Source organism: Streptomyces sp. NPDC102462, from assembly GCF_044765425.1.
Classification (GTDB): Bacteria; Actinomycetota; Actinomycetes; order Streptomycetales; family Streptomycetaceae; genus Streptomyces.
In genome coordinates this window covers 1-13,102 of the sequence record NZ_JBIWKB010000036.1, presented here as the reverse complement: position 1 = coordinate 13,102, position 13,102 = coordinate 1, and the positions used below count along the sequence as shown (strand labels likewise).

Annotated in this window: 13 protein-coding genes and 1 tRNA gene; 9 read left to right on the top strand and 5 right to left on the bottom strand. The window is 70.4% G+C overall.

Annotation, left to right across the window (positions count from 1 at the left end; all coding sequences use genetic code 11):
• Window positions 1–10: 10 nt before the first annotated feature.
• Window positions 11–865, top strand: coding sequence for a DUF4429 domain-containing protein (locus ACIRFL_RS27475; protein ID WP_404033552.1), 855 nt, complete (start codon window positions 11–13; stop codon window positions 863–865).
• Window positions 866–1,469: 604 nt separating this feature from the next.
• On the opposite strand, the gene ACIRFL_RS27470 is transcribed toward ACIRFL_RS27475, so the two are convergent.
• Window positions 1,470–3,035 (bottom strand): fibronectin type III domain-containing protein, encoded by a 1,566-nt coding sequence (locus ACIRFL_RS27470; RefSeq protein WP_404033550.1) that lies wholly within the window; start codon window positions 3,033–3,035, stop codon window positions 1,470–1,472.
• Window positions 3,036–3,199: 164 nt separating this feature from the next.
• Between ACIRFL_RS27470 and ACIRFL_RS27465 the strand changes: the two genes are divergently transcribed.
• Both ACIRFL_RS27465 and glmS read left to right on the top strand, forming a co-directional pair.
• The gene (locus ACIRFL_RS27465) at window positions 3,200–3,457 is read left to right on the top strand and encodes a hypothetical protein (protein WP_404033548.1); all 258 of its coding nucleotides are present in this window, start codon (window positions 3,200–3,202) and stop codon (window positions 3,455–3,457) included.
• A gap of 51 nt (window positions 3,458–3,508) precedes the next feature.
• Window positions 3,509–5,326 (top strand): glutamine--fructose-6-phosphate transaminase (isomerizing), encoded by a 1,818-nt coding sequence (glmS, locus tag ACIRFL_RS27460; protein WP_404033546.1) that lies wholly within the window; start codon window positions 3,509–3,511, stop codon window positions 5,324–5,326.
• A gap of 98 nt (window positions 5,327–5,424) precedes the next feature.
• Here the strand turns inward: glmS and ACIRFL_RS27455 are convergent, their stop codons facing one another.
• Entirely contained in the window at window positions 5,425–5,991 is a 567-nt protein-coding gene (locus tag ACIRFL_RS27455) for a GPR1/FUN34/YaaH family transporter (RefSeq protein WP_404033544.1), read from the bottom strand.
• Window positions 5,992–6,811: 820 nt separating this feature from the next.
• Window positions 6,812–7,339 (bottom strand): universal stress protein, encoded by a 528-nt coding sequence (locus ACIRFL_RS27450; protein WP_404033542.1) that lies wholly within the window; start codon window positions 7,337–7,339, stop codon window positions 6,812–6,814.
• Window positions 7,340–7,905: 566 nt separating this feature from the next.
• Here ACIRFL_RS27450 and ACIRFL_RS27445 point away from each other — a divergent pair.
• The 6 genes from ACIRFL_RS27445 (at window position 7,906) to ACIRFL_RS27420 (ending at window position 11,435) form a co-directional block, all read left to right on the top strand.
• Window positions 7,906–8,067, top strand: a complete 162-nt coding sequence (locus ACIRFL_RS27445; RefSeq protein ID WP_404033540.1) for a hypothetical protein — start codon at window positions 7,906–7,908, stop codon at window positions 8,065–8,067.
• 378 nt (window positions 8,068–8,445) lie between these two features.
• The gene (locus ACIRFL_RS27440; protein ID WP_404033538.1) at window positions 8,446–9,648 is read left to right on the top strand and encodes a helix-turn-helix domain-containing protein; all 1,203 of its coding nucleotides are present in this window, start codon (window positions 8,446–8,448) and stop codon (window positions 9,646–9,648) included.
• A 143-nt stretch (window positions 9,649–9,791) separates the two neighbouring features.
• The gene (orn, locus tag ACIRFL_RS27435; RefSeq protein WP_404033536.1) at window positions 9,792–10,397 is read left to right on the top strand and encodes an oligoribonuclease; all 606 of its coding nucleotides are present in this window, start codon (window positions 9,792–9,794) and stop codon (window positions 10,395–10,397) included.
• A gap of 165 nt (window positions 10,398–10,562) precedes the next feature.
• Window positions 10,563–10,635, top strand: a tRNA-His gene (locus ACIRFL_RS27430).
• Between the two features lie 447 nt (window positions 10,636–11,082).
• Window positions 11,083–11,229, top strand: a complete 147-nt coding sequence (locus tag ACIRFL_RS27425; RefSeq protein ID WP_404033534.1) for a hypothetical protein — start codon at window positions 11,083–11,085, stop codon at window positions 11,227–11,229.
• Window positions 11,226–11,435: a hypothetical protein gene (locus ACIRFL_RS27420; protein WP_404033532.1), complete on the top strand. Its 210-nt coding sequence runs from the start codon at window positions 11,226–11,228 to the stop codon at window positions 11,433–11,435. The genes ACIRFL_RS27425 and ACIRFL_RS27420 overlap by 4 nt, the downstream gene beginning before the upstream one ends.
• Window positions 11,436–11,682: 247 nt before the next feature.
• On the opposite strand, the gene ACIRFL_RS27415 is transcribed toward ACIRFL_RS27420, so the two are convergent.
• Window positions 11,683–11,859, bottom strand: coding sequence for a hypothetical protein (locus tag ACIRFL_RS27415; RefSeq protein WP_404033530.1), 177 nt, complete (start codon window positions 11,857–11,859; stop codon window positions 11,683–11,685).
• Window positions 11,860–12,072: 213 nt separating this feature from the next.
• The coding region (locus tag ACIRFL_RS27410) for an IS256 family transposase (RefSeq protein ID WP_404033528.1) at window positions 12,073–13,102 on the bottom strand (1,030 nt) is incomplete at its 5' end.

Sequence of the window (13,102 nt, the reverse complement as noted above, 5' to 3'; positions counted from 1 at the left end):
CAATCACCGCATGGTGGAAATCCTCCAGAAGGACGGCACGTGGGTGTTCGACGGCGACGCCCTCCGACTGACCCCGGGGCGGGACAAGAACGTCAGCCTGCTCCGGCGGACCCTGGGGGAAGTGCTGGTCCCGCTGGCCGCGGTGGCCGGGATCTCCTTCGAACAGGGCAAGAAGTCGGGCCGGCTGCGGCTTCGGCTGCGCGACGGCGCCGACCCGCTGCTGCACGCCACCGGCGGACGGCTCACCGAACCGCACGACCCCTACCGGCTCACCGTCGAACCGGACCGGTACGGCGTCGCCGAGTACTTCACGGACGAGGTCCGCACCGCCCTGCTGCTGAACCGGGTGCCGGACGGGCCGGTGACCGGCTTTCTGCTGCCCGGCCCGTCCGTCCCGCTGTCGGTCTCCGCCGGGGACGGCACGGCCGCGTTCGACGGGGAGCGGCTGCGCCTCGAGTGGAACTGGAAGACCGAGGACGCCAAGGCCGCCGCCGGGGCCCGCACCGTGGCCGTCGCCGACATCACCGACGTGGAGTGGCAGCCGGCCGCCGGTCTTGAGAACGGGCATCTGCGCTTCACCGTGCGGGGCGCGGCCACCAAGGCGCCGCCCAAGTACGACCCCCACGCCGTGGAACTGTGGGGCTTCAAGAGGGACCCGCTGATGGCCCTGGTCGCCGCCGCCGTCCAGGCCCGCCTGCCGCACCCGTCGGCGCCCGGCCAGGCGGTTCACGAGCCGCCGACGCCCGCGGACGACCACGACGCGCTCCTGCGCCGGCTCCGCGAACTGGGCGACCTCCACCGCTCAGGCACCCTGACGACCGAGGAGTTCACGATGGCCAAGCAAGCGATCCTCAAACGCCTCTGACCCCCACGAGACGCCGTCCCGGCGCCGACAGCCACCAGCACCGACGCCGGCCCATACGGGCACCGCACGGCCCCGGCCAGCACGAGGGGCCGCAGCTCCGGCAGCCACCGAACCGCAACCCACCACACCCGGCGATGCCAGCCGGGCGGCAGCCGGTCCGGCGCCCAGACGGCACCGGGAAGCACCGTTCCGGCACCGAAGACGCCGAGCGATGACGCACCGCCCCCGACGGGACCGAGCGGTGCCGGCCCGCCGCCCGTGACCATGCCCGGAGACAGCCAGAAGGCGCCTCCCCGGCCCCCGGAAACACCGGGCGGTACCCCACCGGCACCGGACGCGGACGGCGGCCGGTCCGGGGCCGAGGCGGTGCCGGGAAGCGCCGTTCCAGCCCCAAAGACTCCGAGCGATAACACAACGCCCCCGGCGGGGCCGGGCAGACACCGGAGGCGCCAGCCCGCCATCCGGAACGGCGCCCGAAAACACCGGAAGGCACCACCCCGGCCCCGGAAACACCGGGCGGTAACCCAACCGGACGCGGGCGGCGGGGGGTTCGGGGCCTGGAGGGGTCGTAGGGGGGCGCCCTGCCTTCTGGGTGGGGTCCTGGTTACTTGGCCCTGCGGGACACCGTGAAGTGGTCTATCTGGGCGCCCGTTTCGGCGATGCCGCGTACCGTCAGTGTGGCGTGGTGGCCCTTGGCGGCCGGGGTGACGTCCACGCGCAGGAACGAGTAGTCGAGGTAGCGCACGCGCGACCAGGCGACCGTCTCGTTCTGCTTGCCGTCCTTGGTGTTGATGAAGGAGGCCACGGAGTCGACCTCGTTCTGGTGGCCCTCGTAGGACAGCGGGGCGCTGAACGCGTACAGGCTGCGGCCGGCCGCGCCCGCCGTCACATAGACGACGCCCTCGGTCTCGGGGTACGCGGTACCGCCGATCGGCAGCTTCTTGGTGACGGCGCCCGCCTTGAGGACGTCGGTGCGCTCGTACTGGTGGTTGTGGCCGTTGATGACCAGGTCCACGGTGTACTTCTCGAACAGCGGCACCCACTCCTGGCGCACCCCGCCCTCCGAGGCGTGCGCGGTGGAGGTGCAGTAGGCGCAGTGATGGAAGAAGACGACGATGAAGTCGATGTCCTTGGCGGCCCGGAACCTCCGCAGCTGCCCCTCCAGCCACTTGGTCTGGGTGCCACCGGAGATGCCGAGGTTGGCCGGGATCTCGAAGGAGACGTCGTTGGCGTCGAGGGAGATGACCGCGGTGTTGCCGTAGACGAAGGAGTAGACGCCCGGCAGGTTCTTCTTGTCGGGCCCGTTGTCCGGCAGGGTCCAGCGGGCGTCCTCGCCGCCGTAGCCGTTGGGCGAGTACCACGCCTCCATGTCGTGGTTGCCGTACGCGGGCATCCACGGCACGGACTTCGCGACCGATTCGGTCTGGGCGAGGAACTGGTCCCAGACGCGGGAGTCGAAGCCGGTGTCGGTGGACTTGCCCTGCCCGGCCGGGTCGCCGTAGGCGATGTCACCGGCGTGCAGGTGGAAGGCGGGGTTCTGGCCGAGGATCAGCGCGTTGTTGGCCAGGCCGTGGTAGCTGACGCCCTCGTCGCCGAAGGCGGTGAAGGTGAACGGCGCCTTGTGCGCGGGGGCGGTGGTGAAGGTGCCCACGGTGCTCGCGAGGTGCGGCTCGGCCGGGTCGAAGCCCTGGTGGCCGACGCCGTAGTAGTAGGTGCTGCCCGGCCGCAGATGGGTGAGCTTGGCGTGCACGTAGTACTGCGTGTGATCGCCGCTGGCGCCGACGCCGGCCGGGGTGTACAGGGCGCGGACCTCGGCGTCGATCTTGCGGGAGAGGTCCCAGGGGTGGGCGCCGATCCGGATGAACGGCTTCTTGACGGCGACGGGCACCTGCCAGGACACGGTGATCTCGGTCCGCGGGTCGTTGCCGTAGGCGAGGTGGCGCCCGAAGGGGGCGACGTGGGCGCCGTCGACCGTCTCGGTGGCCGGTGCGGTGCGCTGGGTGGGGACGGCCGCCTGCGCGGTGGCCCCCTGGATGAAGGCGCCGCCCGCGACGGCGCCCAGGGTGACCGCGCCGCCCCTGATCATCGTGCGCCGCGAGAACCTGGCGCGCAGGTATTCATGCTGCTCGGCCATGCTCATGCGGGCGGCCAGCTGCTCGGGTACTCCCATGCGTGGAATGTCCATGGCGTCTGAAACTCGTCTCCCCGGGCAACCGCATACAAGACGCCGGATGGACAGCTCGCAAACAGCGTCCCATAAGAGTTTCAACAGCCCTCTGCCCGATCTCGGGCAGAATTCTTGCGAAACCGTCCCCGATACCTCAGGATCATCGGGTGCACGACGAACTTGTTGATCACCTGACGCGGTCCACGACGCTCGACCGGGGCGAGGCGCTGCGGGTGGTCCAGGACGTGCTCGCCTATTTCGACGAGACGACCGAGGACTACGTCCGTCGCCGCCACCGCGAGCTCCAGGCCCAGGGCCTGGTGAACGCGACGATCTTCGAACGGATCGAGGCGGACCTGAGGTACCGAGCGGTGGCACCGCCCGAGCTGACGCTCAGGCAGTTGCGGCGCATCGTCTACGGCTGAGAACCGACGGCCGGCCGACCGGCCGGCCACGGACAGAGGGATATCTGCTATATGTGCGGAATTGTCGGATACATCGGGAAGCGTGACGTCGCGCCGCTGCTCCTGGAGGGCCTGCAGCGCCTGGAGTACCGCGGCTACGACTCCGCGGGCATCGTCGTCACCGCCCCGAAGGCGCCCGCCCTGAAGATGGTCAAGGCCAAGGGCCGGGTACGTGACCTGGAGGCCAAGGTCCCGGCGCGCTTCAAGGGCACCACCGGCATCGCCCACACCCGCTGGGCCACGCACGGCGCCCCCTCCGACGTGAACGCCCACCCGCATCTGTCGGCCGACAACAAGGTCGCCGTCGTGCACAACGGCATCATCGACAACGCCGCCGACCTGCGCCGCAAGCTGGAGGCGGAGGGCGTCGAGTTCCTTTCCGAGACCGACACCGAAGTGCTCACCCATCTGATCGCCCGTTCGGCGGCCGAGAAGCTGGAGGACAAGGTCCGCGAGACGCTGCGCGCCATCGAGGGCACCTACGGCATCGCGGTCCTGCACGCCGACTTCCCCGACCGCATCGTGGTGGCCCGCAACGGCTCCCCGGTCGTGCTCGGCATCGGCGAGAAGGAGATGTTCGTCGCCTCCGACGTCGCCGCGCTGGTCGCCCACACCCGCCAGATCGTGACCCTCGACGACGGCGAACTGGCCACCCTGAAGGCCGACGACTTCCGCACCTACACCACCGAGGGCACCCGTACCACCGCCGAGCCGACCACCGTGGAGTGGGAGGCCGAGTCGTACGACATGGGCGGCCACGACACCTATATGCACAAGGAGATCCACGAGCAGGCCGAGGCGGTCGACCGGGTGCTGCGCGGCCGCATCGACGACCGCTTCTCCACCGTGCACCTCGGCGGGCTGAACCTGGACGCCCGCGAGGCCCGCCGGATCCGCCGGGTGAAGATCCTCGGCTGCGGCACCTCGTACCACGCGGGCATGATCGGCGCCCAGATGATCGAGGAGCTGGCCCGCATCCCCGCCGACGCCGAGCCCGCCTCCGAGTTCCGCTACCGCAACGCCGTCGTCGACCCCGACACCCTGTACGTCGCGGTCTCCCAGTCCGGCGAGACCTACGACGTGCTGGCGGCCGTCCAGGAGCTGAAGCGCAAGGGCGCCCGGGTGCTCGGCATCGTCAACGTCGTCGGCTCGGCGATCGCCCGCGAGGCGGACGGCGGCATGTACGTGCACGCCGGCCCCGAGGTGTGTGTGGTCTCCACCAAGTGCTTCACCAACACCACGGTCGCCTTCGCCCTGCTCGCCCTGCACCTGGGCCGCACCCGCGACCTCTCCGTCCGCGACGGCAAGCGGATCATCGAGGGCCTGCGCAGGCTGCCCGAGCAGATCACCGAGATCCTGAAGCAGGAGGAGGAGATCAAGGAACTGGCCGAGCGGTACGCCGAGGCCCGCTCCATGCTCTTCATCGGCCGCGTCCGGGGCTACCCGGTGGCCCGCGAGGCATCCCTGAAACTCAAGGAGGTCTCCTACATCCACGCCGAGGCCTACCCGGCCTCGGAGCTCAAGCACGGCCCGCTCGCCCTGATCGAGCCCGCCCTGCCGACGGTCGCGATCGTGCCGGACGACGACCTGCTGGAGAAGAACCGGGCCGCCCTTGAGGAGATCAAGGCCCGCAGCGGCCCGATCCTCGCGGTGGCCCACCAGGAGCAGGTGAAGGCCGACCGGACGATCGTCGTACCGAAGAACGAGGACGAGCTGGACCCGATCCTGATGGGCATCCCGCTGCAGTTGCTCGCCTACCACACGGCGAAGGCCCTGGGCCGCGACATCGACAAGCCGAGGAACCTGGCGAAGTCGGTGACGGTGGAGTAGGCACGGCCGCACGCCGGAACGCCCGCACGGGCGCGGCGACGGCGGACCCCCACGTGTACCGCCCGTCACGTGGGGGTCCCTTCGGTGCCGCTGCGTCCTCAGCCGGCGGCCGTCACCCCCCGGCCGGAAGCGGCACGGCGCGGAAGTGCCGTGGGCCAGTGGGCGAGGGCCGCGGTCGCCGCGTACCAGGCCGCCGCGCCCGCCGCGACGGCGAACCAGCCGCCCGCCTTCGCGAGGCTGCCGTTGGCCGCGAACTGGGCGATGGCGAGCAGCACCAGGGAGACGAAGAACAGTCCGTAGGTGCCCTGGGTGAGCGGATCACGGCCCGCCAGGGCGAGCGTGAGCGTCACGAGGGCGAACAGCAGCAGGAAGAGTCCGGCGGCGTTGTCCGACACCTGGCTGCCCGCCGAGACGGCCCAGGTGAACCAGAGGGCACCGAGTGCCGAGAAGGCCGTACCGGTGGCGGTGTCCCGGTCGCGGAACGCCAGCAGTCCGGCGACGAAGAGCGCGACACCGCCCAGGTAGTGGGCCAGTGACACGGCATCGGAGGCCGTCACGCCGTCGATCACATCGGTGTACCCGAGCCCGAAGGCCAACAGGGTGACACCGAGGGCGAGTCGGCCGACGACCGTGGTGGTGCTTCCCGCAGAGACGTCGTTGTCCACGGCGGGCTCCCTTCATGCATGTGCGGTTGCGCGGTGACCGATATATGCCCTTCACAAGCGCACAAACACCTCTACGCCCCGGTAGCTTCCCCCACCGCGGAGTTGACGGCGACACAGGGAAGCCTGCGGCGCGACGCCCGGAGTTGACGACGGCACGCAGGAGCCGACCGCGCGACGCCCGGAGTTGCCGACATCACGCGGAAGCCGACGCCGAAACAAGCCGAGTTGACGACATACCCCGGAAGCTCGCAGTGAGACACGGGGTGTTGACCACGTAACGCAGGAGTCGCCCCGGCGGGCCCGGCGGGGGCGCGGGCCGCCGCGGCGGGGCCCACGGCCTGCGGCCACCGATCGGCGGGTCGAGTGCGCGGGATTGGTGGCATGACACCGATACGGCGGGCCCGACTGGGAGCATGCGTCCGCGCCGGGACCCGCGTCCCACGGGCCTGCGCGGCCAACCGACGACCCGGGGCGCGCGGTTGGCGACGTGACGCTGGAATCGACACGGCGGCCCGGCGGGGCGCACGCCGCCGCGGCGGGGCCCGCAACCTACGCGGCCGACCGGCGGCCCAGGGGCGCGGGTTGGCGGTATCACGCGGGAGTCGACCCGGCGGGCCCTCCGAAGGCGCACACTGCCGCGACGCGACCCGCGACCTGCGCGGGCGACCGGCTGCCCAGGGGCGCGGGTTGGCGGTATCACGCGGCAGTCGACGCGGCGGGCCCGGCGGGGCGCATGTTGTTGCGGCGGGATCCGGGGTCTGCGCGGGCCGTTGGAGTCGGCTGGCCGAAGGCGGGGCCGCAGAGGGTGGTGGGCTTGGGGTTAGGGGATGACCACCACGGGGCGTTGTGCTCGTTTGGCGAGGCGGCCGGCTACCGAGCCGAAGATCCGGCCCACGATGCCGTGCGTGGAGCCGACGACGATCGCGTCGGCCTCGTACTCCCGCCCCACCTCTTCGAGTTCATGGCAGATGTCGCCACCGCGCTCGACCAGGATCCAGGGCACCTCGGCCAGATAGTCCGCACAGGCCAGTTCGAGCCCCAGGACCTCGGTGCGGTGATCGGGCACGTCGACGAAGACCGGTGGCTCGCAGCCCGCCCATACCGTGGTGGGCAGCCGGTTGGCGACATGGACGATGATCAGGCCCGCGTGGGAGCGGTGGGCCATGCCGATCGCATAGGCGAGGGCGCGCTCACTGGAGGTGGAGCCGTCGAAGCCGACGACGACACCGTGCTTGAAGGCGGGGTCGCAGGAGGGGCGTGACTCTTCCGCCGCCAGGGGCTCGGCCGCCGTGGGGTCGGCGACGGGCCGCTTGCGGTCCGCGGGTTCGAAGAATTCGTGACCGGCCATGGGTCTCTCGGCGTTGTGATCCTCGTGGGTGGGACGACAGTGTGCGGCGGAGCTGTGTCCGGGAAACATCTTCCCAACCCCATACCCCCAAGGGTACGGCGGCACGCCTCCTTAGCCCAGATCCCGCGTGGGCTCCGCGGGGTTCCAGGGAGCATGCACGAGGGGGCGCCCGTAACGCAATGCTTGATGCGCTGTACAGGCGGTTCGTACAGGATTCCGTTACGTGACCGACGCAGGCCACGCCCACAGTGACCGACCGCGCGACCACGCGTTGATCAGCGTGAGCCACGCCACAGGGAGCACGCATGTCCGGACCCGTCACCCGTTCCGGGGCACACCGCGCGACCCCGTCGGCCGCGCCCGCCCCGCACGCCGGGTCCGGCCGGTCGCGCCGCACGGGGCCGTATCCCCCGTACACCCCAACTGCCCCCGCAGCGCCAGGAACACCACCTGTATCACCCACGCCCCGCACGCCGTCCGCACGGCCCGCACAGTCGTCGCCGTCCGCCGCCGACACGGCGACCGATGTCGTCCGCTGGGCGGCCTTCAGCTGCTTCCTGGTCCCCGTGGTACTCCTCTGGTACGGCACCTCGCTGGCCGGCGCCGCCGGCACCGCCTTCGGCCTGGCCGCCGTGACCGCCGCCTGCCGCGTCCTGCTGCGCCGCTCCGAACGGTGCGCCGCACAAAGAGGCGGACGTCACACCCGGGGCGGTACACCGGTCAGCTGACCGGTTTCCGCGCACGCGCCCGCTGCTTTTCAGCCAACTTCCGGATCCCGTCAAGGCCACGTGCCGAGCACCCCCCACCCCCCGTTCCACCTGCACGGAAAGGGTCTCGGACGCCCTGCGCACCCTACGCGGATTGGCCACCGCCACGAGGCGCACTTCCCTGCACGGCCCACGAGTGCAACGCTTCGTGATCGAATGCTTTACGCCAAGTTGTCATGTCGACAATGTGCCGCGTGTGGAACTGGTCACCGCGGCACCGCGGGACACAGTAGATTCGATCTTGACTGTCTTACGGCGGGGGACTCGTGCAGGACCGAGGGGAAACGTGCAGGAGCGACACAACCGAGGAGCCGCGACCACCGAGGGGGGCTTAGCAGGATGAGCCACGACTCCACTGCCGCGCCGGAAGCCGCGGTCCGGAAACTCTCCGGGCGACGCCGCAAGGAGATCGTCGCGGTGCTGCTGTTCAGCGGCGGCCCCATCTTCGAGAGTTCCATACCGCTTTCGGTGTTCGGTATCGACCGCCAGGACGCCGGAGTGCCGCGCTACCGGCTGCTGGTGGCCGCCGGTGAGGAAGGCCCGCTGCGGACCACAGGGGGCCTCGAACTCACCGCGCCACACGGCCTGGAAGCGATCTCACGCGCGGGCACGGTCGTCGTGCCGGCCTGGCGATCGATCACCTCGCCTCCGCCCGAGGAGGCACTGGACGCGCTGCGCCGCGCGCACGAGGAGGGCGCCCGCATCGTGGGTCTGTGCACCGGGGCGTTCGTCCTGGCGGCGGCGGGCCTGCTGGACGGCCGGCCGGCCACGACCCACTGGATGTACGCGCCGACGCTGGCCAAGCGCTATCCGTCGGTGCACGTCGATCCCAGGGAGCTGTTCGTCGACGACGGCGACGTACTGACGTCGGCCGGGACGGCCGCCGGGATCGACCTGTGCCTGCACATCGTGCGGACGGACCACGGCAACGAGGCGGCCGGCGCGCTCGCCCGGCGCCTGGTGGTCCCGCCGCGCCGCAGCGGCGGTCAGGAGCGCTACCTCGATCGGTCTTTACCAGAGGAGATCGGCGCCGACCCGCTCGCCGAGGTCGTCGCCTGGGCGCTGGAACACCTCCACGAGCAGTTCGACGTGGAAACGCTGGCCGCGCGCGCGTACATGAGCCGCCGTACGTTCGACCGCCGCTTCCGCTCGCTGACCGGGAGCGCGCCGCTGCAGTGGCTGATCACCCAGCGCGTGCTGCAGGCCCAGCGTCTGCTGGAGACGTCGGACTACTCGGTGGACGAGGTCGCGGGCCGCTGCGGCTTCCGCTCCCCGGTGGCGCTGCGCGGGCACTTCCGCCGCCAGTTGGGCTCGTCCCCCGCCGCCTATCGCGCCGCCTACCGGGCGCGCAGGCCGCAGGGCGACCGGCCGGGGGACGGGGAGCCAGCGGTGCCGCAGCCGGGGGCCGCGGGCCCGGGGGCGGCCGGACTCGCCGGGCCGGTCGGACCGGTACCCGCCCTGCTGCACCCGGAGAGCGCCGTACCGATGCAGTCGCGGCGCACCGCCGCGATGAGCCTGCCCGGACCGCGCACCGGCGCATGACGCGCTGACGGGTCGGACGTGACGGGCCGGGGTCCGGGGCACTGCCCCGGACCCCGCTCGATATCGGCGGCCTCCACGGCGGCTCGCCGTGACGCCGCGCACGACCGGCACCGGAAGCGGCTACGGGCCGTAAGGTTAGGCATATGAACGATCGCATGGTGTGGATCGACTGCGAGATGACCGGTCTCTCGCTGTCCGACGACGCGCTCATCGAGGTGGCCGCCCTGGTCACCGACTCGGAGCTGAACGTACTCGGCGAGGGGGTGGACATCGTCATCCGTCCGCCGGACTCGGCGCTGGAGACGATGCCCGAGGTGGTGCGCCAGATGCACACCGCGTCCGGGCTGCTCGCCGAACTGCCCGGCGGCACCACGCTGGCCGACGCGGAAGAGCAGGTCCTGGCCTACGTACGGGAGCATGTGAAGGAGCCGGGCAAGGCCCCGCTGTGCGGCAACTCCGTCGGCACCGACCGCGGCTTCCTGCTGCGCGACATGCCCACCCTTGAGGACTACCTCCACTACCGGATCGTGGACGTCTCCAGCATCAAGGAGCTGGCCCGCCGCTGGTACCCGCGCGCGTACTTCAACAGCCCGGAGAAGAACGGCAACCACCGCGCGCTCGCCGACATCCGCGAGTCCATCGCGGAGCTGCGCTACTACCGCGAGGCCGTCTTCGTCCCCCAGCCGGGCCCCGACTCGGACACCGCGCGGTCGATCGCGGCCAAGCACGTCCTGCCCGCGACACGCTAGCCCCCGGCGGTACGGGCCAGGGCCGACGGCCCCGACGGCTCTGAACGGAGACGGCGTACCAGGTCCGGCGGAGGGCGCCGCGAAAGCCGTGCGCGAGCACCCCTTCGGACCCTGTACACTTTTTCTCGGCCGGTCGGGGATTCCACACAGTGACCGCCGGTCATGGTGGGTGTAGCTCAGCTGGTAGAGCACCTGGTTGTGGTCCAGGATGTCGCGGGTTCGAGTCCCGTCACTCACCCTGAATGATCAAGGGCTGACCTGGGAGAACAGGTCAGCCCTTGGTGTTTCTCGTCACCATAGGAACACCGTGGGAACCGATCATGGAATTACCGGCCTATCTTCCCTTCCATGGCGGACACCCCGTCCCACCCCTGGCCACACCAGTACGACGCCGCGTCCTCCAGGTCGCACCGCGCCCCGTCCGCCCCGCCCCGCCGGTATGACACCGGCCCCGCCGCGTACGACCCCGATACCACACCCGGGCCCGTGGCCACTGCCGGAGTGACCGTCCGTGCGCACGCCTACGCGAAAGCCGCGCCAGCCCTTCACGCGCCCACCGCACAGGCCGGCGCGTGACGGGCGCGCAGCTGTCCCCCGTGCGCGACCAGTGGCCCCGGGGCGGCCGGCAGATGCCAGGTGACCCGGCCGCCCCGGTCCCATCCCGCGAAGGGACAGGAGCGCCATCATGGCACTCGGATTCCCGAAGCCCATCAAGCCGGACGACCCCAGGCTGACGGGCCACGAGAGGACCTACCAGGCGTCACGCGGCAGCTGGACGAAACCAACGGACACGGCAGCCCCGAGCGGGGCGGAGAAGGGCAAGAGCGCATGAGTGAACGGATCGAGGCGCGCGTGCTGCTGCTGGTCGGTGACCAGGCGGAGATCACGACGGCGCACCGCGATGCGTCGGCCCCGGAGCGGGTGCCGGTGGCCCGGCTGGTTCAGGAGACGGGTATCCCGCCTGAGCGGCTGGTGGGGGCCAAGGTGACGGCCTTCGTGGGTGATGACGGGGAGTTGGTGCGGTTCGAGTCGCGCTGAGTTTCTGGGGGCGCTCAACAAACCCGTCGACACCGTGATCTGCGACCTGCCCTACCACAGCGGCGGCCGCACCAACTCCGAGCGTCGCGCACAAGGCGCACGCGACCAACGCGGATACACGTAGTGGCTTGTCCTCGCCGAGACCTACCGCCTCACTCGGCCCGGCGCCAGCAGTCTCATCTCCACCGACTGGGCCCAACTCCCCGCCACTCCGACGCCACGGCCCTGGACGCCGGGCGGTGCGCAGTCAGACTGTGAATACCGCCTCGGGGGCGACGGGGCTTTGACCACCTGGGGTGGTGACCTGGACGTCGTAGGTGTTCTGAGAAAGGTGCGGCGGAACGATGGCGCTGATCTGCGAGGGAGAGAGGACAACGTAGTCGGCTTGCACCAAATGACCTCCTGCGGTTGGAGTGAACGTCACCCTGGTGGCTGCCAGTAAGCAGGAGCCGGAGATCGTGAAAGTTGAGCTGACCGACGCCGTGAAGGCCGCAGACCTGTGACCACCGAGGCGTCGTAATAGGTGTACTGACTCTCCGTGCCGGTCGAGGGGCTGGTGCCACCAGCGGTAGTGACGACGACATCCACGGTGTCTGTGCAGATACCGGGGTCATGTCCCTTCTTGTGGTGTAGCCGATCAATCAGTGGTCGTGTTGGAGGTGTTGGGGAGCTCGGGGGCGCTTTCGGGGCGCTCGGTGGGGTAGAGCTGGTCCATGCTGCCCTCGGGGAGGTATCGGCGCGGGAAGGCGACCCATTCGTCGTGCAGTTCGAAGAGCACGGCGGTGACCAGTCGCAGGAGCGCGTCGTCGTTGGGGAAGACCTGAACGACGTCGGTGCGACGCTTGACCTCGCGGTTGATCCGCTCCAGCGGGTTGGTGGACTGGATCTTCTTCCAATGCCGGTCCGGGAAAGAGGCGAAGGCAGTCAGGTCGTCCTTCGCCTCCAGCAGCATCGTCTTGACCTTCGGGCACTGCTTGCCGAGCATGTCGGCGACAGTGTCCAGCTGGGTGCGGACCGCGTCGGCGGTGGGCTGGGCGAAGATCGTGCGGATCGTCGCGGCGACCATCTCGGCCGCTTCCTTGTTGATCACGCTGAACACGTTGCGCAGGAAGTGAACCCTGCAGCGCTGGTAGGCGGCCGCGAGCATGACCTTCCGGATGGCCTTGACCAGCCCCAAGTGGTGGTCGCCGATCACGAGCCGGACCCCGGACAGACCGCGTTCGCGCAGGTGACGCAGGAACTCGGTCCAGAACACCTCGGTCTCGCTGTCGCCGACCATCACTCCCAGCACCTCGCGGCCACCGTCCTCGGTGATTCCGGTGGCGATCACCACGGCCCTCGACACGATCTGGTGCCCGACCCGCGCCTTGCAGTAGGTCGCGTCCAGATAGACGTAGGGGAAGCGGACGTGGTCAAGTGGCCTGCTACGGAACGCGGTCAGCTGGCCGTCCAGGTCCTGGCAGATCCGCGAGACCTCGCTCTTGGAGATCCCTGTGTCCGCGCCGAGGGCCTTGACCAGGTCGTCGACCGACCGCGTGGACACGCCATGGACGTAGGCCTCCATGATGACCGCATACAGGGCCTGGTCGATCCGGCGCCGCCGCTCCAGCAGCACGGGAAAGAAGCTCCCCGACCGCAGTTTGGGGATGGCCAGGTCCAGGTCGCCG

Excerpts from the sequence above, each read along its gene's own strand:
- ACIRFL_RS27475 (WP_404033552.1), top strand. The coding sequence starts at position 11 with ATGGTGGAAATCCTCCAGAAGGACGGCACGTGGGTGTTCGACGGCGAC.
- ACIRFL_RS27440 (WP_404033538.1), top strand. The coding sequence starts at position 8,446 with ATGAGCCACGACTCCACTGCCGCGCCGGAAGCCGCGGTCCGGAAACTC.
- ACIRFL_RS27425 (WP_404033534.1), top strand. The coding sequence starts at position 11,083 with ATGGCACTCGGATTCCCGAAGCCCATCAAGCCGGACGACCCCAGGCTG.
- ACIRFL_RS27470 (WP_404033550.1), bottom strand. The coding sequence starts at position 3,035 with ATGGGAGTACCCGAGCAGCTGGCCGCCCGCATGAGCATGGCCGAGCAG.
- ACIRFL_RS27450 (WP_404033542.1), bottom strand. The coding sequence starts at position 7,339 with ATGGCCGGTCACGAATTCTTCGAACCCGCGGACCGCAAGCGGCCCGTC.
- glmS (WP_404033546.1), top strand. The coding sequence starts at position 3,509 with ATGTGCGGAATTGTCGGATACATCGGGAAGCGTGACGTCGCGCCGCTG.
- orn (WP_404033536.1), top strand. The coding sequence starts at position 9,792 with ATGAACGATCGCATGGTGTGGATCGACTGCGAGATGACCGGTCTCTCG.
- ACIRFL_RS27420 (WP_404033532.1), top strand. The coding sequence starts at position 11,226 with ATGAGTGAACGGATCGAGGCGCGCGTGCTGCTGCTGGTCGGTGACCAG.